Source organism: Nocardia sputi (assembly GCF_023501985.1).
Genome location: NZ_JAMFLC010000015.1, coordinates 162,686 through 182,612 on the forward strand (window position 1 = coordinate 162,686; position 19,927 = coordinate 182,612).

At 68.6% G+C, this 19,927-nt stretch carries 21 protein-coding genes; 6 read left to right on the forward strand and 15 right to left on the reverse strand.

Going from position 1 to position 19,927, the window contains the following annotated elements; genetic code table 11:
- Positions 1-166 precede the first annotated feature (166 nt).
- Positions 167-382: a type II toxin-antitoxin system VapB family antitoxin gene (locus M8859_RS20370; protein WP_195070257.1), complete on the forward strand. Its 216-nt coding sequence runs from the start codon at positions 167-169 to the stop codon at positions 380-382.
- Positions 379-792: a PIN domain nuclease gene (locus M8859_RS20375; RefSeq protein ID WP_159924675.1), complete on the forward strand. Its 414-nt coding sequence runs from the start codon at positions 379-381 to the stop codon at positions 790-792. The genes M8859_RS20370 and M8859_RS20375 overlap by 4 nt, the downstream gene beginning before the upstream one ends.
- Positions 793-817: 25 nt before the next feature.
- Here the strand turns inward: M8859_RS20375 and hsaB are convergent, their stop codons facing one another.
- The 4 genes from hsaB to hsaA are packed head-to-tail and all read right to left on the reverse strand — an operon-like array spanning position 818 to position 4,367.
- On the reverse strand, positions 818-1,390 hold the full coding sequence (hsaB, locus tag M8859_RS20380; protein ID WP_159924677.1) for a 3-hydroxy-9,10-secoandrosta-1,3,5(10)-triene-9,17-dione monooxygenase reductase subunit: 573 nt from the start codon (positions 1,388-1,390) through the stop codon (positions 818-820).
- A 20-nt stretch (positions 1,391-1,410) separates the two neighbouring features.
- Entirely contained in the window at positions 1,411-2,316 is a 906-nt protein-coding gene (gene hsaC, locus M8859_RS20385) for an iron-dependent extradiol dioxygenase HsaC (RefSeq protein WP_043718694.1), read from the reverse strand.
- Positions 2,316-3,194, reverse strand: a complete 879-nt coding sequence (gene hsaD, locus M8859_RS20390; protein WP_159924679.1) for a 4,5:9,10-diseco-3-hydroxy-5,9,17-trioxoandrosta-1(10),2-diene-4-oate hydrolase — start codon at positions 3,192-3,194, stop codon at positions 2,316-2,318. Before hsaD ends, hsaC begins: the two co-directional genes overlap by 1 nt.
- Before the next feature lie 9 nt (positions 3,195-3,203).
- Positions 3,204-4,367 carry a 3-hydroxy-9,10-secoandrosta-1,3,5(10)-triene-9,17-dione monooxygenase oxygenase subunit gene (gene hsaA / locus M8859_RS20395; RefSeq protein WP_159924681.1) on the reverse strand — a complete coding sequence of 388 codons (1,164 nt, stop codon included), beginning with the start codon at positions 4,365-4,367 and terminating at the stop codon, positions 3,204-3,206.
- A 198-nt stretch (positions 4,368-4,565) separates the two neighbouring features.
- Between hsaA and M8859_RS20400 the strand changes: the two genes are divergently transcribed.
- From M8859_RS20400 to M8859_RS20410, 3 genes are all read left to right on the forward strand, one after another.
- Complete coding sequence (locus tag M8859_RS20400) at positions 4,566-5,837, forward strand: 3-ketosteroid-9-alpha-monooxygenase, oxygenase component (protein WP_236565459.1); 1,272 nt, start codon at positions 4,566-4,568, stop codon at positions 5,835-5,837.
- Positions 5,837-6,169, forward strand: coding sequence for a hypothetical protein (locus M8859_RS20405; protein WP_159924683.1), 333 nt, complete (start codon positions 5,837-5,839; stop codon positions 6,167-6,169). Before M8859_RS20400 ends, M8859_RS20405 begins: the two co-directional genes overlap by 1 nt.
- 165 nt (positions 6,170-6,334) lie before the next feature.
- Positions 6,335-7,153 (forward strand): MBL fold metallo-hydrolase, encoded by an 819-nt coding sequence (locus M8859_RS20410; protein ID WP_159989308.1) that lies wholly within the window; start codon positions 6,335-6,337, stop codon positions 7,151-7,153.
- 6 nt (positions 7,154-7,159) lie between these two features.
- Here M8859_RS20410 and M8859_RS20415 read toward each other — a convergent pair whose 3' ends face one another.
- The gene (locus M8859_RS20415) at positions 7,160-7,570 is read right to left on the reverse strand and encodes a cupin domain-containing protein (RefSeq protein ID WP_159924686.1); all 411 of its coding nucleotides are present in this window, start codon (positions 7,568-7,570) and stop codon (positions 7,160-7,162) included.
- A gap of 30 nt (positions 7,571-7,600) precedes the next feature.
- A complete protein-coding gene (locus M8859_RS20420; RefSeq protein ID WP_159924688.1) occupies positions 7,601-8,650 on the reverse strand; it encodes a saccharopine dehydrogenase NADP-binding domain-containing protein in 1,050 nt (349 codons plus the stop codon).
- Between the two features lie 96 nt (positions 8,651-8,746).
- Here M8859_RS20420 and M8859_RS20425 point away from each other — a divergent pair, with 96 nt between their 5' ends.
- Positions 8,747-9,664 (forward strand): AraC family transcriptional regulator, encoded by a 918-nt coding sequence (locus tag M8859_RS20425; protein WP_249644702.1) that lies wholly within the window; start codon positions 8,747-8,749, stop codon positions 9,662-9,664.
- 147 nt (positions 9,665-9,811) lie between these two features.
- On the opposite strand, the gene M8859_RS20430 is transcribed toward M8859_RS20425, so the two are convergent.
- The 9 genes from M8859_RS20430 to M8859_RS20470 all read right to left on the reverse strand — a co-directional run bounded on the left by M8859_RS20430 (position 9,812) and on the right by M8859_RS20470 (position 19,884).
- A complete protein-coding gene (locus tag M8859_RS20430) occupies positions 9,812-10,564 on the reverse strand; it encodes a DUF427 domain-containing protein (protein WP_159924692.1) in 753 nt (250 codons plus the stop codon).
- Positions 10,565-10,622: 58 nt separating this feature from the next.
- Entirely contained in the window at positions 10,623-11,861 is a 1,239-nt protein-coding gene (locus tag M8859_RS20435; RefSeq protein WP_159924693.1) for an MFS transporter, read from the reverse strand.
- Positions 11,858-12,316, reverse strand: coding sequence for a MarR family winged helix-turn-helix transcriptional regulator (locus tag M8859_RS20440; protein WP_236565460.1), 459 nt, complete (start codon positions 12,314-12,316; stop codon positions 11,858-11,860). Before M8859_RS20440 ends, M8859_RS20435 begins: the two co-directional genes overlap by 4 nt.
- Positions 12,317-12,521: 205 nt before the next feature.
- Positions 12,522-13,919 (reverse strand): FAD-binding oxidoreductase, encoded by a 1,398-nt coding sequence (locus tag M8859_RS20445; RefSeq protein WP_195140306.1) that lies wholly within the window; start codon positions 13,917-13,919, stop codon positions 12,522-12,524.
- A 171-nt stretch (positions 13,920-14,090) separates the two neighbouring features.
- Complete coding sequence (locus M8859_RS20450; RefSeq protein ID WP_159924699.1) at positions 14,091-15,194, reverse strand: acyl-CoA dehydrogenase family protein; 1,104 nt, start codon at positions 15,192-15,194, stop codon at positions 14,091-14,093.
- Between the two features lie 61 nt (positions 15,195-15,255).
- Complete coding sequence (locus M8859_RS20455; protein WP_249644703.1) at positions 15,256-16,287, reverse strand: acyl-CoA dehydrogenase family protein; 1,032 nt, start codon at positions 16,285-16,287, stop codon at positions 15,256-15,258.
- Positions 16,284-17,426 (reverse strand): acyl-CoA dehydrogenase family protein, encoded by a 1,143-nt coding sequence (locus M8859_RS20460; RefSeq protein ID WP_159924703.1) that lies wholly within the window; start codon positions 17,424-17,426, stop codon positions 16,284-16,286. Before M8859_RS20460 ends, M8859_RS20455 begins: the two co-directional genes overlap by 4 nt.
- Positions 17,426-18,331: an enoyl-CoA hydratase gene (locus M8859_RS20465; RefSeq protein WP_159924705.1), complete on the reverse strand. Its 906-nt coding sequence runs from the start codon at positions 18,329-18,331 to the stop codon at positions 17,426-17,428. Before M8859_RS20465 ends, M8859_RS20460 begins: the two co-directional genes overlap by 1 nt.
- Positions 18,331-19,884 carry a FadD3 family acyl-CoA ligase gene (locus tag M8859_RS20470; RefSeq protein WP_308221213.1) on the reverse strand — a complete coding sequence of 518 codons (1,554 nt, stop codon included), beginning with the start codon at positions 19,882-19,884 and terminating at the stop codon, positions 18,331-18,333. The genes M8859_RS20465 and M8859_RS20470 overlap by 1 nt, the downstream gene beginning before the upstream one ends.
- Positions 19,885-19,927 lie beyond the last annotated feature (43 nt).

The following is a 19,927-nucleotide window of genomic DNA, read 5'->3' on the forward strand; positions in this document are numbered from 1 at the left end:
CGAAGCTGTTCTACCCTCATAATCCCCATTGAAGTGCTCACCGAATGAGCACTTTGGTCCCGCGACATCGTCGTCTGTGAAGCTTGGCGAGTCGGCAACCGTGGTGGCCGCGATGCATCTAGGGTGATATCATTTATTCAGTCTAAGATATCAACGGAGGTGCGTCATGGCTCGAACCGTAATCGACCTGGATGACCAGCTAGTGACCGATGTCTCAAAGGCCCTGGGTACCGGAACGAAAAAGGAGACGGTGAACGCCGCGCTTCGTGAGGTGCTGGAGACTCGCCGTCGGGCGCTGGCTCTCACCCGTCTTCAAGATGCTGTCGCCGACGGTGCGTTTGACCTGGAACTGCTCGAGGACAAGCGGAAATACCGTCGGTGAGCGCGGCTCAGTTCCTCATCGACACGAGTGCCCTTGTTCCCCTCTTCAGGCGGGACGACGAAGCGCTCGCCTGGCAGGGTGCGGCCGCTGCCGGACTTATCGCGATCTGCCCGATAACCGAACTCGAGTTCTTCTTCAGCGCACGCTCTATGGCGGACCGTGAGCAAGCGGTCGATGACGTGCGGGCCATCTTCGGCTGGGAGCCTGTCGATGATCGCGCGTACGACCGAGCCTGGACGGTGCAAGGAGAGCTGACGAAACGGGGTCTGCATCGCAGCGCGGGCCCGGTCGATCTGGTCGTGGCCGCCACTGCCGAGCTCCGCGGACTGACATTGCTGCACCGCGACCACGACTTCGACTGCATTGCAGCGGTGACCGGCCAGCCACACCAGTGGCTCGGCTCGAGCTAGCCGGTGCGCGCCTTGTCGGTCGCTACTACAACCAGGTATCCAACGTCGTCGTGGTGAGGAAGTGCTCCAGGTCGGCGCGCCAAGGGGCCGGGGTGGTCTTGTCCGGCTCGATGGCGGTGTATTGGCCGCGGTAGAACAGCAGGGGGCGGCCGGTGGTGGTGGTCTCGGATAGGGACTGGACCCGGCCGATCACGATGTAGTGGTCGCCGCCGTCGATGACGGTGTCGACCTTGCATTGGATGGTGGCCAAGGCGTCGTCCAGGACCGGAAGCTCCAGGTCCGAGGTGTGCCAGGCGGCGCCGGCGAACTTGTCGGGTTCGCGGGAGCCGAAGCGGGCGCACAGTTCGCGCTGCTGTTCGGCGAGGACGTTCACGCAGAAGCGCCCCGATTTCTCGATCGCCGCCCAGGACCGGGACGCCTTGGTAGGGCAGAACAGCACCAGGGGCGGTTCCAGGGAGAGGGCGGCGAACGATTGGCAGGCGAAGCCGATCGGGGCCTGCTCGCCGTCGAAGGTGGTGATCACGGTGATGCCGGTGCAGAACTGCCCCAGCACATTACGGAACTGCCGTGGATCGATCTCGGATCCGTCCGCGGTCATCGTCTCGCTCGCCCTCTCGGTCACTGCTGCCGCTGGCCGACGGTGAAGTCGTGGCCCCACAGGCTCACCGCGGTGGATTCCCGCGCGATCCAGTCGTGGTCGTCGACTTCCAGTCCCTCACAACCGAATTCGACGTCGAACCCGCCCGGCGTCTTCATGTAGAAGGAGAGCATCTTGTCGTTGACGTGCCGTCCGAGCGTCGCCGACATCTTGACCTTCTTGCGCAGCGCACGGTCCAAAGCCAGTCCGACGTCGTCGGCGTTCTCCACCTCGATCATCAGGTGCACGATGCCGCTCGGTGTCGGCATGGGCAGGAACGCCAGCGAGTGATGGCGCGGGTTGCAGCCGAAGAACCGCAGCCAGGCGGGCTCGCCGTCGGCCGGGCGGCCGACCATCTGCGGTGGCAGCCGCATCGAGTCGCGCAGCCGGAAGCCGAGGACGTCGCGGTAGAACTCCAGCGCCGCCTTGTCGTCCTTGGTGCTGAGCACGACGTGCCCGAGCCCCTGCTCCTCGGTGACGAACCTGTGCCCGTAGGGACTCACCACCCGTCGATGCTCCAGCGCCACGCCGTGGAACGCCTCGAGCGTGTTGCCGGAGGGGTCGTCGAACCGGATCAGCTCGTACACCCGGCGATCGGCCAATTCGGCGGCGGTGCCCTCCTTGAAGGGCACGCCCGCCGCGTCCAGCCGGTTGCGAATGTCCTGCAGCTCTTCGGCGTTGGCGGTCTCCCAGCCCGAGATCTGCAGCCGGTCCTTCTCGCCGGGGACGATCACCAGCCGGGCCGGGAACTCGTCCATGCGCAGATACAGCGCCTCCGGATCAGCGCCCTTGCCCTCGACCATGCCGAGGACCTTCAGCCCGTACTCCCGCCAGGCGGCCATGTCGGTCGCCTCGATACGCAGATAGCCCAGTGAACGGATGCCCATCACTTCTCCTTGACGCCTGCGAGGAAATCAACGGCCAGCCGGTTGAACTCGTGGAACTTCTCCAGCTGTGCCCAGTGTCCGCACCCGCCGAAGACGTGCAGCTGCGCGCGCGGGATCAGCTTGGTCGCCACCAGCGCGCCGTCGAGTGGGTTGACCCGGTCCTCGCGACCCCAGATCAACAGTACCGGCTGACGCAGCTTGTAGGCGTCGCGCCAGAGCATGCCCTTCTCGAAGTCCGCGCTCGCGAACGACTTACCCATGGCTCGGGTCGCGGCCAGCGCCTCCGGCGTGCTCGCCGAGGCGAACCGCTCATCGATCAGCTCGTCGGTGACCAGCGACTGATCGAAGACCATGATGCGCAGGAACGCCTCCAGGTTCTCCCTGGTCGGCTCGTAGTTGAACTTGGAGAGCAGCTTCACGCCCTCGGTCGGGTCGGGCGCGAACAGATTGGTGCTCAGCCCGCCCGGACCCATCAGGACCAGCTTGCCGGCCCGATCCGGGTAGTCCAGCGCGAACCGGACCGCGGCGCCGCCGCCGAGCGAGTTGCCGAGCAGGTGCACCCGCGAGGTGATCTCGAGGTGGTCGAGCAGGTCCTTCAGCGCCGAGGCGCTGTGCACGAAGTACTGCGGATGCTCGGTCGGCTTGTCCGAACGGCCGTAGCCCGGCTGGTCCACCGCGAGCACGTGGAAATGCTCGGCGAGCACCGGGATATTGCGCGCGAAGTTCGACCACGAGGACGCGCCCGGCCCGCCGCCGTGCAGCAGGACGATCGTCGGTCCATTGCCGACGCCCGCCTCGTGGTAGTGCAGCCGCAGGTCGGGCCGGACCTGCGCGTAACGGGAGGTCGACTCGGCGGTGAGTTCCACGGTCGAGGTCACGTCGTCCTCCTACACCATGCCGTCGGTGACGGGAAGGCCGAACTCGTGCGTGCCGTACATCAGGTACGCGCGCTCGGGATCGTTGGCCGCGTGCACCCGGCCCGCGTGCGCGTCCCGCCAGAAACGTTGCAGCGGAGTGCCGTTCGACAGCGCGGTGGCCCCGGAGCTCTCGAACAGCTTGTCGATCGCGGCGATGGAGCGGCCGGTCGCGCGCACCTGGTCGCGACGGGCCCGCACGCGCAGGTCGAACGGAATCTCCTGGCCCGCCGCCAGCAGCGCGTACTCGTCGGCCACGTTGCCCGACAGCTGCCGCCATGCGGCGTCGATGTCGCTGGCAGCCTCAGCGATGCGCACCTTGGCGAACGGGTCGTCCTTGGCCTTCTCACCCGCGTAAGCCGCGCGCACCCGCTTGCCCTGGTGCTCGACGTGCGCCTGGTAGGCGCCGTAGGCCATGCCGACGATCGGAGTGGAGATGGTGGTGGGATGGATGGTTCCCCACGGCATCTTGTAGACCGGATCGGTGTTCTGTTCCAGCCCGGGTGATTTCAGCTCGCTCATGGCGCGGAAGCTGAGGAATCGGTGCGAAGGCACGAAGACGTCCTTCACCACGACGGTGTTGGAACCCGTGCCGCGCAGACCGACCACGTTCCACACGTCATCGATGCGGTAGTCGTCGCGCGGAATGAGGAAGCTGCCGAAATCGACCGGCTTGCCGTCCTTGATCACCGGGCCGCCGAGCACCGCCCAGGTGGCGTGATCGCAGCCGGAGGACCAGGCCCACGCGCCGTTGACGAGGTAACCGCCGTCGACGACCGTGCCCGCGCCCATGGGCGCGTAGGACGAGGAGATCCGCACTTCGGTGTCCTCGCCCCAGACATCTTCCTGCGCCTGCTGCGCGAACAGTGCCAGGTGCCAGTTGTGCACCCCCACAATGCCAGCCACCCAGCCGGTGGAGCCGCACGCGCTGGCGATCTTGCGCACGGTGTCGTAGAAGACCACCGGATCGGCGGCGTGACCGCCCCACTGCTTGGGCTGGAGCAGCCGGAAGAAGCCGGTCTCCTGCAACGCCTTCATGCTTTCGTCGGGGATGCGCCGCAGGTCCTCGGCCTCCTGCGCGCGTTCGCGCAACGCCGGCAACAGCGCTTCGACCCGTTCGGTCACTTCTTGCGTCATCTCGGGACCTGCTCCTGCCTGGTCGGTTGATGTCGGGAATGTCATTTGCCTCTGAGACTAGAACAGGTTCCTATTTCTGTCGAGAACCGGTGTTCACCCCCGCTCGGACATGCGCTCATGCAGGAAGTGAGGTGAATCGCTGGCATCCGGAGCGTCAGTTTTGTAACGTGTTCTAGTACAGATGGAGGAGGAATCGCGATGGCAGTTACCCCACCGCCGCCGAGCGACGGGCCCGGAGGCGGCAGCGTGCGTAACCACGGAGGGACCCGCGAGGCGGTCGATCCGGCGCGGAGCGGCGCGAAGGTCCGGGAACTGGATGTCGGCACCGTGCCCACCCGCTATGCGCGGGGATGGCATTGCCTGGGTCTGGCCAAGACGTTCCGGGACGGCAAGCCGCACGCGGTGAACGTCTTCGGCACCAAGCTCGTCGTCTGGGCCGACAGCAACGGTGAGCTGCGGGTGCTCGACGCCTACTGCAGGCACATGGGCGGCGACCTGAGCATGGGCGAGGTCAAGGGCGACGACATCGCCTGCCCGTTCCACGACTGGCGCTGGTCGGGCACCAACGGTAAGTGCACAGCGATCCCGTACGCGCGCCGGGTGCCGCCGTTGGCGCGCACCAGGAAGTGGACCACGCTGGAGCGCAACGGCCAGCTTTTCGTCTGGCACGACCACGAGGGCAGCCAGCCGCCGCCCGAGGTCACGATCCCGCACATCAAGGGCCCTTACACCGACGCGGACGGCAACCCCACCGAGCAGCTCGACAGCGGGTGGACCGACTGGACCTGGAACTCGATGCTGATCGAAGGCGCCAACTGCCGCGAGATCATCGACAACGTGGTCGACATGGCCCACTTCTTCTACATCCATTTCGCCTTCCCGACGTACTTCAAGAACGTCTTCGAGGGGCACATCGCCACCCAGTTCCTGGAGACCAAGGGCAGGCCGGACATCGGCATGGCCTCCAAGTACGGCGGTGACACGCTGCTGAAGTCCGAGGCCTCGTATTTCGGGCCCTCGTACATGATCAACCCGCTGATCAACATCTACAGCGGTTACGAGGTCAAAAGCGTCCTGATCAACTGCCATTACCCGGTAACGCAGGACTCCTTCGTCCTGCAATGGGGCATCACGCTGGAGAAGCCGAAGGGCGTCGAGGGCGAGATGGCGACCAAGCTGGCGGAGAAGATGACCGAGGGCATCAGCGTCGGCTTCCTGCAGGACGTCGAGATCTGGAAGCACAAGTCCAAGGTCGAGAACCCGCTGCTGTGTGAGGAGGACGGGCCGGTCTACCAGCTGCGTCGGTGGTACGACCAGTTCTACGTCGACCTGGCCGACGTCACCGAGAAGATGACCCAGCGTTTCGAGTTCGAGGTGGACACCACCAAGGCGAACGAGGCGTGGGAGGCCGAAGTGGCCGAGAACTTGCGGCGCAAGCGCGAGTCCGAGGAAGCCGAGGCAAGCGTCTGATGGCGGCCACCTGGGCGAAGGCACCCGATTTCGCCGACCAACCCGCTCGGCGGGCCGAAGTGCGCGCCCAGACGGTGGTCGACAAACAGCGGTACCTGGACGACGGCCTGACTCCGCTGCGGTGTCAGGCCTGCCAGAGCCAGGTGCTGGTGCGCAAGAGCAGTTCGCACCAGACCTCGGTGCAGTGGACCGGCAATCCGGCCGAACGCTGCCCGGTCTTCGCCGAACTGAGTGCCAACGGTCACGGGCCGGGCCGCCCGGACTCCTGTCCCCACCTCGAGCGCACCATCGCCTGGGCCGTGGACGAGGGCGTGCTCGAGATTCCGGACTAGAGCGCGGTATTCGGGGCGGCCCGCCCCGGCCGGTTCGCCGGCCGGTTCGCCCAAGTGGTGACCGCGCTGTCGCGACCGAGCCGTGCTCGGGCTACGTTGACGGGAACCGAAAAACCTTGGTGCCGGATCGGGTTCGATCCGGCACCGCAGGAGGGAGTTCCCGTGATGCTGGTGCGGCATCTGGACTGCGCGACCATGTGCCCGGTCGGCGGGCGCGCGCTGCTGGGCAGCGGCGGGCTGCTGACCGGCGGGCTGGTCGGCCATTGCCTGCTCATCGAGTCCGATGCCGGGCTGGTGCTGGTGGACACCGGTTTCGGCATGGCCGACGTGCTGGATCGCGGCAGGCTGGGCTTCGGCGCCGCGCGGCTGCTGCGGCCGCGGCTGCGTCCGGAACTCACCGCGCTGCACCAGGTTCGCGGGCTCGGCTACCGGCGCGAGGACGTCCGGCACATCGTGCTCACCCATCTCGATCTCGACCACGCCGGCGGGCTGTCGGACTTTCCCGACGCCACCGTGCACGTCTTCGCCGACGAACTCGACGCGGCGATCCAGCGCCCCACCCTCGGTGAGAAGTTGCGCTACCAGCCGCGCCAGTGGGAGCACGGACCCCGCTGGCTGGCCCACGAAACCGGCGCGGACACGTGGTTCGGCTTCACCGCCGTCCCGGTGCTCGAGGACATCATGCTGATTCCGCTGGTCGGGCACACCAGAGGGCACAGCGGGGTGGCGATCCGGCAGAGCGACGGGTGGTTGCTGCACTGCGGTGACGCCTATTTCCACCACCGCCAGCTGGCGGCGGAGCAGGCCCGTGCGCCGATCGGGCTCGGCGTCTTCGAGGTGCTCGCGGGCACGCTGGGGCGAGCGCGGGTGGAGAACCTGGAGCGGTTGCGCACGCTACACGCCGAACACGGCGACCGGGTGCGGATGTTCTGCGCGCACGATCCGCACGAGCTGGCCCGATTCGCCACGGTTCCGGTGCGCTGAACCCGGTCAGTCCAGCCGGAAATCCGCGAAATCGAATCCCGGCGCGACGATGCAGCTGACCAGCACGTGATCCGCGCCCGCGGGGCGTGCCGACTGGCTGACACCACCCGGCACCACGGCCTGGAGCACCTGCCCGCGCTCCAGATCAGGCCCGAGGATCACCACCTCCCCGCCGATGCTCAGCTCCAGCGGTCCGCCGCGATGCCACAACCACAGCTCGTCGGAGCGCACCGTGTGCGGGGCCGACCGCTCGCCCGGCAGCAGGAGGAAATAGATGGCGGTGGCCGCCGCGCGCGGACCCGGGTATCCCTCCGGCGTGAATTCGACCGGGCTGCGCCATGTCTGGCGATACCAGCCACCCTCGGGGTGAGGTGCGAGATCGAGTGTCACGGCGAGCGGTGGTCGCTTGTCGGTCATCGTTCGACTATGCCCGATGTCCGCCGCTGCTCAGCCCTCCTCGATACGCCAGGTGATTCCGAACGGCGCCAGCGCATCGAGGAAATCGGCGGCATCGAACACTTCGGCGGGTGCGAGCGCGCCTGGTGCTGCGGCGCCCTCGGCCAGCCGGACGGCGGTCTGCGCTGCCATCAGCGCCGAATCGCGGTAGGAGTCGACACCACTGAGCACGCCGCGGACCCGCCGCCCGTCCGTGCCGGACGTGTCGACGACGAGGTCGTAGCGCAGATCCGAGCTGGGCTCGTCGGGCAGCGCGTCGATGACCTCGGCGGTGAACTCGCTGAGCATCTCGAGGATCGATGTGGCGAGGACGCCTTCGACGTAGGAGACATCCGAGTGGCGGGGGATGGTGAGGACCGGTGGCTGCGGAAATTTCGCGACGGTGGTCGGCTCGGTGTCACCGGGGAAGGTCATCTTGTCGTGGCGTGCCGTGGTACCGGTACGCAGCTCACCGTCGGCGTAGTGCCAGCCACCGCTGCGGAACCAGTCCAGGCTGGCGAACACAGTCTTGGCGCTGCCTTTGGAACCGTGGCCACCGCTCTTGCTCAGGTGGCTCAGCACCACCTCGGCAGGCCCGGTCACCCGGCGCGTGCTGAGATGAGCGAGCAGGTCGCCAGGGACGTTGCTGTCGGTGACGCCGGCGACCAGGGTGACGCCCGCCGCCGCGGCGCGCGGCCCGAACTCGTCGAAGACCCGCTTCAGGAACAGTTGCTCGCCGGACATGTCGGTGTAGTGCGCGTCCGCCTCGATCGCCGCGGCGAGTACCGCCGCGCCGTGCTCCACGTAGGCGGGCAGGCTGCTGATCACCACGTTCGCGTCGGTGAACGCGGTGACGAGGGCCGCGTGGTCGCTCAGGTCCGCCACTCGTACGTCGGCGTCCGGCAGTTGTGCGGCGGTGGCGGCGGCCCGGATGCGGTCGGCGTCGCGGCCGACCAGGATCGGGGTGAGTCCGCGGCGGCGCAGTTCGGCGAGCAGGTAGCGACCGGTGTGGCCGGTGGCACCGTAGACGGCGATGGCGGGGGAGGCTTCTTTCGTTGTCATGCGAAGAAATCTATTGCCCATATTTGAGCGGAACAATGCCGAAGAAGCTCGACCGTTTGTCCAAAACGCTCATCGTTAGAGTGCTACGGTGAACTGGTGGACATCCTCAGCGAAACCATCGCGGCCATCCGCACCGGCAGCCCCACCTCCGGTCTGTTCATCCGGCATGCTCCGTGGGGTCGTAGGTATCCCGTGGTGCCCGGCGCGGGTTTCCACGTCGTCCTGCAGGGCTCGTGCTGGGCGGTGCCGCCGGAGGGCGAACCCATGGCGCTCGGCGTAGGGGACGTGTTGTTCATGCCGCGCGGCGCCGACCACGATCTGGTCGACAGCCTGGACAGCGCGGTCACCGAGATGGCGCAACCCGGCGAGCCCCGGGAGGTCGTGGGGCCGGGCGTCCGGGCCGCGCTGCTGTGCGGCGCCTACGAACTCGGACGCAGCCGCAGCCACCCGATCCTCGACGAGTTGCCCGAATTCATCCACCTGTCCGCGCGTCCCGGACGGCATCCCGCGCTGCGCGGCGCCGTCGATCTGCTGGCCGCCGAGATCGCCGAGCCGCGCCCGGGCAGCGACGCGGCCGTGCCCGCGATACTGGAGACGTTGCTGCTGTTCATCCTGCGCGCCTGGTTCGATGAGCAGGCCGACGTGCAATCCTCCGGCTGGGCAGGGGCTTTCGCCGACCCCGCGGTCGCGACGGTGCTGCGGGCCGTGCACGAGGAGCCCGCGCGGGCATGGACCGTTTCCGACCTCAGCGACGTCGCCGGTGTCTCCCGCGCGACCCTCGCTCGCCGCTTCACCGCGACGGTCGGTGAACCGCCCCTGGCCTATGTCACTCGCTGGCGCATGCTGACCGCAGCCCGTCTGCTCCGCGACACCGACAGCAGCCTCGGCGCCGTGGCCCGCCGGGTCGGCTACGCCTCGGAATTCGCCTTCGCGAAGGCCTTCAAACGCGAATACGGCCTCGCGCCGGGCCAGTACCGCCGAGCGTCCGACAGCACGCCCCTGGTCGCGGTCTGATCCCGGCCGGAACCCGATGTCCGGCGTCGATCAGCCGCGCTCGGAATCGGATAGAGCGGCGGCCACCGCGAGGGGAGCAAGCTTTGGATGGCCACCGTGACGGCGATGCCGCCGAACGGGGGGTCGGGCTCGCCGGTATCGCTGAGCTCAGCTGAACGGCGAGCGGGGCCGCTGCTGGAGTTCACCGTCCACGTAGATGTCGACCTTCTCGTTGTAGAAGCAGACCAGCCCGGCGACTTTCTGGCTCTCCGGGAGCGGCGTGCGATAGCCCCACACGTAATCGGGATATTCCTTGCCTTCGACGCGGACGGTCCAGTAGTCGGCGGTGCCCTTGTACGGGCAGCTGGTGTGGGTGGCCGACGGGTACAGCAACTCCATGCGGACGTCGGTCATCGGCAGGTAATACCGGGCGGGCAATCCGGTTTCGAAAAGGATGCGCGGCGCGCGTGAGTCGGCGACGGTGACGCCGTCGATCTCCACCCGCACGTGCCGGGAGCTGGCCAGGATGTCCACGCGCGAGTACGGGTCGCGCGGATGGACGTAGATCGGTTCGTCTTCCTCGAACCACTCGTCCATCGCGCCCCACTCCAGCCGGACGAGGTCCCGCAACGCGGTGAGCGGTGAGTCGTGGTATCGCAACGCCGCCCCGCCGGCCGTCGTGCCGTCGACCATGACGTCGTAGACGGTCGCGTCACCGCGGCTGGGAGAGTGCGCGGTGGCTTCGCTCGGCTCGAGCTTCGCGCGCAGATCCGTGACCGGGAGATAATAGGTCGGATAGTGCGGGTTCTCCCACACCAGCACCGGCCGCACGCTGTCGGCCACCAAGTGCCCGCCCAGATAGACGCGCACACGCTTCTGGCTGGTCTCGACCCTGACGCGGCCCCGGTTCGCTTCGGTCATATCTGTCGACCGTACTCCTCGCAGCGGCCCGCGCCAGGGCCGTCGACCAGGCTTCGGCTCAGTCGCCGACGGTGATGGCCCGCGCTTCCTCGACGCTGTGCGGTGCGGGGTCGTGGTCGTCGATATGGGCGAGAGCCGCCCGTCCGGCCAGGAGCACGGCCACCGCCGCCGCCGTGCACGCCGCGCCGACCCAGAACGGCAGCGCGACGCTGTGCTCGCCCAGCTTGCCCGCGAGATAGGGAGCCGACGCGCCGCCCGCGAAGCGGACGAAGCTGTACGCCGCCGACGCGGTGGAACGCTCCACCGGCGCCGAGATCATCACGGCCTCGGTGATCAGCGTGTTGTTCACGCCGAGGAAAAGGCCCGCGAGCACCGTTCCGGCGATCAGCACCGGCTTGTGCTCGGCGAAGACCGCCATCACCGCCAGATCCGCCGCGAACAATCCCAGTGCGAGACCCATCATCGGCAGCGAACCGAATCGGCGCTGCAACCGGGGAGCCAGGAACACCGACGCGATCGCCAGCAGCACACCCCAGCCGCAGAAGATGAACCCGATCGCGTAGGTGCCCATGTCCAGGGGGAAGGGGGTGTAGGCGAGCACGGTGAAGAAGCCGAAGTTGTACAGCAGGGCGGTGACGCTCACGACCAGCAGCCCGCGGTGGCGTAGCGCGCGGAACGGCGCGGCGATCGAGGTGCGGTGCGTGGGTCTGGGTCCTTCCGGCAGCAGCACGACGATGCTGATCAGCGCGACGGCCATCAGCGCCGAGACGCCGAAGAACGGCCCGCGCCAGCTGATCCCGCCGAGCATGCCGCCGACCAGCGGACCGGTGGCGATGCCGATGCCCAGCGCCGCCTCGTACAGGATGATCGCGCGTGCCACGCCGCCGCTCGCCGCACCGACGATGGTGGCCAGCGCGGTGGCGATGAACAGCGCGTTGCCCAGGCCCCAGCCCGCGCGGAACCCGACGATCTGCGCCACCGTGTCCGACAGGCCGGCCAGCGCCGCGAACACGATGATGATCGTCAATCCGGCCAGCAGTGTCTTCTTGGCGCCGAAGCGGCTGGACACCACACCGGTGACCAGCATGGCCAAACCCGTCACCAGCATGTAGCTGGTGAACAGCAACGACACCTGGGAAGGGGAAGCGCGCAGCTGCTCGCCGATCGGTTTGAGAATGGGATCGACCAGGCCGATGCCCATGAACGCGATCACGCTCGCGAACGCGACCGCCCAGACGGCCTTCGGTTGCTTGGTGTTGTCCGCGACCGGGGCGCGGGTGGGAGCCACAGTACTCATCGATGTTCCCTCGAGATCGGATCGTGCTGTCGCGCAGCCTGTTTCAGGGCCTCCAGCAGGTCGTGCAATTCGGTGTCCAGCCGCATCAGGCGTTCGTCGTCGAAGCCGGGAAGGTGTCCGCCGATCGCGGTGGCGAATGCTCGGCGGAACTCGGCCAGCCGGGTCCGCCCGGCCGGGGCGAGTTCGACGATGACGGCCCGGAAGTCCTCCGGGTCCTTACGCCGGGTCGCGAAGCCTTCCGCGACCAGCTTGCCGATCAGCGCCGTTGCCGCCGGCTGTGAACATCGGTCGATCCTGGCGAATTCGCTGACCCGCAGCGCGCCGTGTTCGTCGAGCACCGCCAGTGCCCGCAACACGGCCCGCGGCAGCTCGTCGCCGCTGACCACCCCGGCCAGCCGAGTGAGCCTGCCCGCGGTGACGAGAAGGTCGACGACGATGTCATCCGCTGTATTCACCGAAGCCGGCTGCACAGGAATATTATTACATAGGCTAACTATCTATCGGTGGTGAGGTCGGCCACGGACTCGATCTCGAAGCGGCTCGCGCGGGAACGCTCCGGCGGCTTCTCGAGCCGTCTGGACGAGGTCTTGATGGCCGACCGTGGGCACGGCAGTCGACGGGCGGCGAGTCACCGGTGGGTACGGCAGCCCGCTCGCGGGGTCAGCCCGGGGTGATGTTGGCGTTTCGGTGGAAGACGTTGCCTGGGTCGTAGTGGGCCTTGATGCGGGCCAGCTTCGCGTATTTGGCGTCTCCGTAGGATTCGCGAACTCGGTCGCGGTTCCCGGCCGCCATGAAGTTCACATACCCGCCGCGATTGGAAGCCAAGGGGCTCAACGCCTCCCATGTCGTGCGCACCCATTCCCGGTCGACGGCGAGCGTCTCGGTGTCGGGAGCGATCGCGGTGATATTGCACCCATAATGCGGGGTGCGCGCGCCGCCGAACGCCGTGTCGTCCGCACCGACCGAGCTGAACGCGCCGCCGAGCGGAAAGATCGGCATGAACGACAGCGGGGCGGTCTTCTTGGGGGCGTTCTCGGTGAGGACCGCTATGACCTCGTTGGAGAAATCATCGAGGTCGAGCGCCTTTTCGTAGCCGTGGGCACCCCACGGCGCCGCGAGGTCGAGCATCTGCTGCAAAGCGGCATACGGGATCGGGGTCATGAGTTCGAACAGCGGCGGCAGTGCCTCCCGGATCGGCGCCACCGCGGCGACGTGCTCCTCTGCCGTGCCGAAGCCGACGACGATCAAGGCATGACCCGGTCGGCCGTGGTACCGCTCCGGAACGAAAGGCGCCGGCGGCGCCGACATCGCCAGCGCCAAAAGCGCTCCCGACCGGCGCGGCAACGTGGGGATGAACTCGCGGATGAGGCGCAATGCGTCGGTGCCGTCCGGCATGTCCCAGAAGAACAGGCCGAGGTGTACCTCCGGCCCGACGTGATGCAGGCGGTACTCGAATTCGGTGACCACTCCGAAATTGCCGCCACCACCGCGCAAGGCCCAGAACAGATCGGGATTCTCGCTCTCGGACGCCCGCACCACCTGGCCGTCGGCGAGGACCACCTGCGCCGAGACGACGTTGTCGGCCGCCAGCCCGGCCATGCGGGTCAGCCAGCCCATGCCGCCGCCGAGGGTGAGGCCGCCGACGCCGGTGTCGCTGATCACCCCGCCGGTCACCGCCAGCCCGTGCGCCTGGGTCGCGGCGTCCATGTCCGCCATCGTCGCGCCGCCGCCGACCCGGGCCCGCTCGGCCTCCGGGTCCACCACGACGCCCTTCAGTGCGCTGAGGTTGATCATCAGGCCGCCGTCACCGACCGCGGTCCCGCTGTAGGCATGCCCGCCGCCGCGCACGGATACCTCCAGCATCCGGTCCCTGCCGAAGGCCAACGCCGCGGCGACGTCACGGGAGGACAGGCATTGGGCTATCACCGCGGGATGCCGGTCGATGTCCGCGTTCCAGACGGCGCGGGCTCGGTCGTATCCGGCGTCCGCCGGGCCGTAGACCGGCCCGTCCATGGTGGACCGTAATGCCTCGAGATCGGAATTCACTGTTCGCGTCATGGCATCCTCCCGGCTGGTGGGCCCCGACGACTCGTTGGAAGACGAGCCGGTATCCCGACTCGCGACGGCACCGATCCCGACCCGCGGTGCCACTTGTAAACACGCGCCCCCCGATAGGCGACTGTGGCGCGTGTCACATCTTAGTTCATAGCGCCCAGCGCCGACAGCCTGTCAGGACAGGCGCACCGTCGGCCCGATCGATGCGCCGCTGCCCTCGGCTCGAGCCGGCTGCGTCACCGGCCGGTGCGGCGTGCCGAACAACTGTGCGTCCCCGTGGGCGCGCTTGAAGAACAGGTGCGCGTCGTGTTCCCAGGTGATCGCGATGCCACCGTGCAACTGGATGGTCTCGCCCGCGATGGCGGTGAGCGCCTCCGAGCAGTGCACGCGGGCGGCCCAGACGTCTTCGGCTGCCGCCGGACTGTTCGCCGCCACCGCCGCGGTGGCCGCCAGGGAGGCGGACCTGGCCGACTCCAGCAGCACGTACATGTCCGCCATGCGGTGCTTGAGGGCCTGGAAGCTGCCGATCGCCCGGCCGAACTGCACGCGAGACTTGGCGTAGTCCACCGTCATCTCGAGGCAGCGGTCCGCGGCGCCGACCTGTTCAGCGGCCAGTGCGGCCCAGGCGATGTCGCGCAGCCGGGCGACGGCCACGGCCGGATCGCCCGAGCCGAGCCGCCGCGCGGGCGCGCCCGCGAAGGAGATCTCGGCCAGTTTGCGGGTGGGGTCCATCGTGGGCGCGTGGCGCCGGGTGACGCCCGGGGCGGTGGGCTCGACCTCGAAGAGGCCGGTCGAGGTGACGACCACGAGGGTGTCCGCCGGCATCCCGTCGAGCACGTAGTGCGCGGTCCCGGTGAGGGCGCCGTCCGTCTCGTGCACGCCCGGCTCGTCCCAGCCGCGCTCGCCCGCCCAGCAGACCGCGATCGTGCGCGTACCCGCCGCGACCTCGGGCAGCAGCCGCGCGCATGCCACGGCGTCGCCCGACGCCAGCACGGCCTGCCCGCCGAGAACGGCCGACCCGAGCATGGGCACCCCGGCAAGCGTGCGGCCCAATTCGCCCACCACCAGCAGGGATTCGACCAGGCTCGCATCGAAGCCGCCGTACTGCTCGGGAATCGCCAGCGCGGCGACACCGATCTGCTCGCACAGCAGCCGCCACAGAGCCGGGTCGTAGCCGAGTTCGGTGTCCATCGCCGCGCGCACCGCGGTGGACCCGGCGTGCTTGGTCAGCAGCGCCCGGACCGAGGCGAGGAATTCCTGATGCTCGGCGGTGCTCATGCCGCGCCCTCCTTCGGGTTCACCGGTCTCGCGCCGGTACGCGGGCCGCGGGATCCGCCGCTCATGCGATGCCTCGCGCGGCGCGATCCCGGTCGGTCTCCTCGCGCAACGCTTGGGCGATCCGGGCACGGTGCAGATCGGCCGTGCCCCAAGCCGAACGCAGGGCGGTCACCTTGGTCAACCACAGCGAGAGGTCGTACTCGGCGGTGTAGCCGATCGCGCCGTGCACCTGGAGGGCGGCGCGGGCGGCGCGATAGGCCGCCTCACCGCAGGCGATCACCGCGGCCGAGACATCCCGCCCGCGAGTGGGTTCGGTCGTGGTCAGCGCTGCTCGGTAGAGCAGCGGTTCGGCCAGGTCCAACGCGATCAGCACGTCGGCGAGTTTCTGCTTCACGGCCTGGAACTCCCCGATCGGCTTGCCGAACTGCCTGCGCTGCTTGGCGTATTCGGTCGACGCGTGCAGCAGGGCCTTTCCGGCGCCGAGCAACTGCGCCGCACAGGCCAGCGCGCCGGCGTCGAAGCCCGCGGCCACGGCCGCGCGGACCTGCTCGCCCTCGGCGACGGTCTCGTCCGCGGCGACGGTGAACAGTCGGCGCGCGGGATCGACCGAGCGCACCGATCCCGCGCGATGTCCGGTGGCGAGCTGGTCGTCCGCGGCCAGCAGGACCACTCCGGCGGTGTCGGCGTCCAGCGCGACGTTGCTGTGACCGGATGAGGTGAAGGCGACGGTGCCCAGCGACGCCCCTTCCGCGAAGCCGGGCAGCCATCGCGCGGCCAGGCTCTGGTCCGGAAGCGCTTGCAGCAGGGCCGGGATCGCGGCGGCCGTCTCCACGAGGGGTCCCGGCACGGCCGCCCGGCCGATCTCCTGGAACGCCACGACCAGATCGATCGGTTCGGCGCCGATGCCGCCGTGCCGCTCGGCGACGGCCAAGCCGAGCACCCCGGCCTCGGCCAGCTGCCGGATCAGCGCACGACCGGGTCCGTTGTCCCCCGAGGCCCACGCGCGCACCGCGGCGGGCGCGCGGCCCGCTTCCAGCAGTTTGCGCAGGCTGACGCCGAAATCGAGTTGTTCGGGGCTGAGCGCGAATCTCATCGGCTGTTTCCTCTCGGTAATCCGAGCAGCCGCTCGGCGATGATGTTGCGCTGAATCTCGTTGGTGCCCGCGTAGATCGGGCCGGACAGCGCGAAGAGGTAACCGTCGGTCCACGGCCCGGAACGCTCCGCCGCCGCGCCGAGCACCTCGAGCGCGGTCTCGTGCATGGCGATGTCCAGCTCGGACCAGAACACCTTGGTGATCGAGGATTCCGCGCCCAGCTTGCCGCCCTCGTTCAGCCGGGTGACCGTGCCGAACGTGTGCAGCCGGTAGGCCTCGCTGCCGATCCAGGCGTCCACCACCGCGTCGCGCTGCGCGGTGTTGTCCTGCGCGCCGGCCTCGCGCCACAGATCGATCAGCCGCTGCGCGGTGGCGCTGAACCGGCCGGGACTGCGCAGCGAGAGGCCGCGTTCGTTGCTGGAGGTGCTCATCGCCACCCGCCAGCCCTCACCGGGTGCGCCGATCACGTCACGGTCGGGCACGAACACGTCGTCGAGGAAGATCTCCGCGAAGCCGGGTTCGCCGTCCAGTTGCGGGATCGGGCGCACCGACACGCCATCGGCGGTCAGCGGGAACATGACGTAGGTGAGGCCCTTGTGCCGCTCGGCCTCGGGGTCGCTGCGAAACAGTCCGAACGCCCAGTCCGCGAAGGCGGCGCGCGAACTCCACGTCTTCTGGCCGTTCAGCAACCAGCCGCCGGGCGTGCGCCGCGCCGTCGAGCGGATACCGGCGAGGTCGCTGCCCGCTTCCGGCTCCGACCACGCCTGTGCCCAGATGTCGTCGCCGCGCGCCATCCGCGGCATGATCCGCTCCAACTGTTCCGGCGTGCCGTGTTCGAAGAGCGTCGGCGCCAGCAGGAATATGCCGTTCTGGCTGACCCGCCCCGGCGCGCCCGCCGCGTAGTACTCCTGCTCGAACAGCACCCAGTCCAGCAGTGTGGCGTCGCGCCCGCCGAACTCCTCCGGCCAGGCGACCACAGAGAGCCGCGCGTCGGCGAGGGTTCGCTCCCAGGAGCGGTGCGCCTCGAAGCCCGCCTTCGTGTCCATGGAAGGCAGTGGTTTCGAGGGTTTGCCGGCGGCCAGGAAATCGCGGACCTCCCGCTGGAATTCCTGACTCGCCTGGTCGAGATCCAGATCCACTACGCCGTTCCGTTCTGTTCTGCGGTGCTCGCGGAAGCCTTCATCGACTTGGCGTTCATGCCGCCGAGTGAGTCGGCGCCGACTTCGGCGTTGTGCGCGTGCGCGAAGTGGTGCAGGCCGAAGACCGAGTCCATGCCCGACCGCATGCCCATCAGGTCCTCGGCCTGGTTGACCGCCTTCTTCGTCAGCGCGAGACCGAATTGCGGCATCGCGGCTATCTTCTCGGCCAGCGCCAAGGTCTCGGTCTCCAGTTCGGCGCGCGGAACGACCCGGTTGACCATGCCCCATTCCTTGGCCTGCGCCGCGCCGAACCGGTCGCCGGTGAACAGGAACTCCTTGGCCGCGCGCGGCCCCATCACCCACGGGTGCGCGAAGTACTCCACGCCCGGAATGCCCATCCGGACCACGGGATCGGAGAAGAACGCGTCATCGGAGGCGATGATCAGATCGCACACCCAGGCCAGCATGAGCCCGCCCGCGATGCACGCGCCCTGCACCATGGCGATGGTCGGTTTGGGGATCTCCCGCCAGCGCCTGCACATACCGAGGTAGACCTCGAGCTCGCGGGCGAAGCGCTGATCGCCTCCGGCCCGGTCCACGTGGTCCCACCACAGCGCCGCCTTGTTCTGGTATCGCACGTGGTGGTCGCGGCCGGGCGTGCCGATATCGTGCCCGGCGCTGAAGTGCTTTCCGTTGCCCGCCAGCACGATCACGCCGACCTCGGCATCCTCCACGGCGCGCTCGAAGGCGGCGTCGAGCGCGTAGGTCATCACGGAGTTCTGCGCGTTGCGGTAGTCCGGCCGGTTCAGCGTGACGATCGCGACGCGACCGCGCCGCTCGTAGGTGACGACCGAACCTTCGTCCGGGATCGCCGGACCCTGGTCCGGGGTTGCCGGTTCCGACATTACGACTTCTCCTCACGTAGTTGGCGCTTGAGCACTTTCCCGGCGGCGCTGTAGGGCAGCTGGTCGCGGAATTCGATGAACCGCGGCACCTTGAAATTGGCCAGCACGGTGCCGGCGTGGGCGAGCACCTGTTCTTCGGTGAGTGCCGAGCCGGGTTTGCGCACCACGTATGCCTTGCCCACCTCACCCATCCTGGTATCGGGCACGCCGATCACCGCGGACTCGGCCACGCCGTCCAGCCGGGCCAGCGCCTGTTCGACCTCGGCGGGGTAGACGTTGAAGCCGCCGCAGATGTACATGTCCTTGAGCCGGTCGGTGATCTTCAGGTACCCGCGGTCGTCGACCGTGCCGATGTCGCCGGTGTGCAGCCAGCCGTCGGCGTCGATCGTCTCCGCGGTGCTGTCCGGGTCGTCCAGGTAACCGAGCATCACGTTCGGTCCGCGCAGCAGCACCTCACCCGCCGCGCCGATGCGCAGTTCGAAATCCGCGATCGGCCTGCCGCAGGTGTTGGCGATGGTCGCGGCGTCGTCGTCGACGCGGCACATGGTGCCGAATCCCGCGCTCTCGGACAGGCCGTAGGCGGTGATGACGACGTCGAACGCCAACACCGAGCGCATCCGCTCGATCAGCACCACCGGTACCGTCGCCGCGCCGGTGACGGCCACCCGCAGCGAGCTCAGATCGAATTCGGCGCGCCGCGGGAAATCCAGGATCGTCTGGTAGATGGTCGGCGGACCGGGCAGCACGGTGACCTGCTCGGCGCCGATCAGCCGCATCGTCTCCGGCACGTCGAAAGTGGCCTGCGGGATGATCGTGGCGCCGGTGACCAGGCAGGCGAGGATGCCGGCTTTATAACCGAAGTTGTGGAAGAACGGGTTCACCACCAGGTACCGGTCGTCCCCGCGCAAGGTGGCGCACTCGGCCCAGGCGCGCACCACCGACAGCGCCTGCCGGTGAGCGACCAGGGTGCCCTTGCTGCGGCCGGTGGTACCGGAGGTGAACAGGATGTCGGAAAGGTCCTCCGGGCGGACCGACTCGGCGCGTTCCTCTGCTTCCGCCACCGTGACCTGGGCGGCCACCGTCGCGAGTTCCGACCAGTCGAGCGCGGCGATATCGGTGTTCTCCGTGCCCGGCTCGACCGGGATCACCACCACCGTGTCGATTGCCAGATCGGGGGCCGCGGTCCGCAACTCGGCGAGCCGCTCGCGACCCAGGAAAGGCCCCGCGATGAACAGCGCCTTCGCGTGCACGCGCCCGAGCACGTCGGCGGCCTCCTCGGCCACGTAGCGGGTGTTCAGCGGCACCAGTGCCGCACCGGCGTAGTGCGCGGCCAACGCGGCGACCACCCAGTGGTGGGTGTTGGGCGCCCACATGGCCACGCGGTCGCCCGCCCGCACGCCGCGCGCGATGAGCGCCCGCGCCACTTCCTGGACCGCCGTGAGCAACTGCGTCCAGTCCAGCCGGACCGTGCCGTCGGCGATCGCGGGAGCGTCGCCGAAGGTCCGGGCGGCGTTGTGCAGTGCCATCGGTGTCGTCTGTGCAGGGGTTGTCACGGTTGTCCTCACCGTCCGCGAGTCACTTATGCGTGGACTCTAC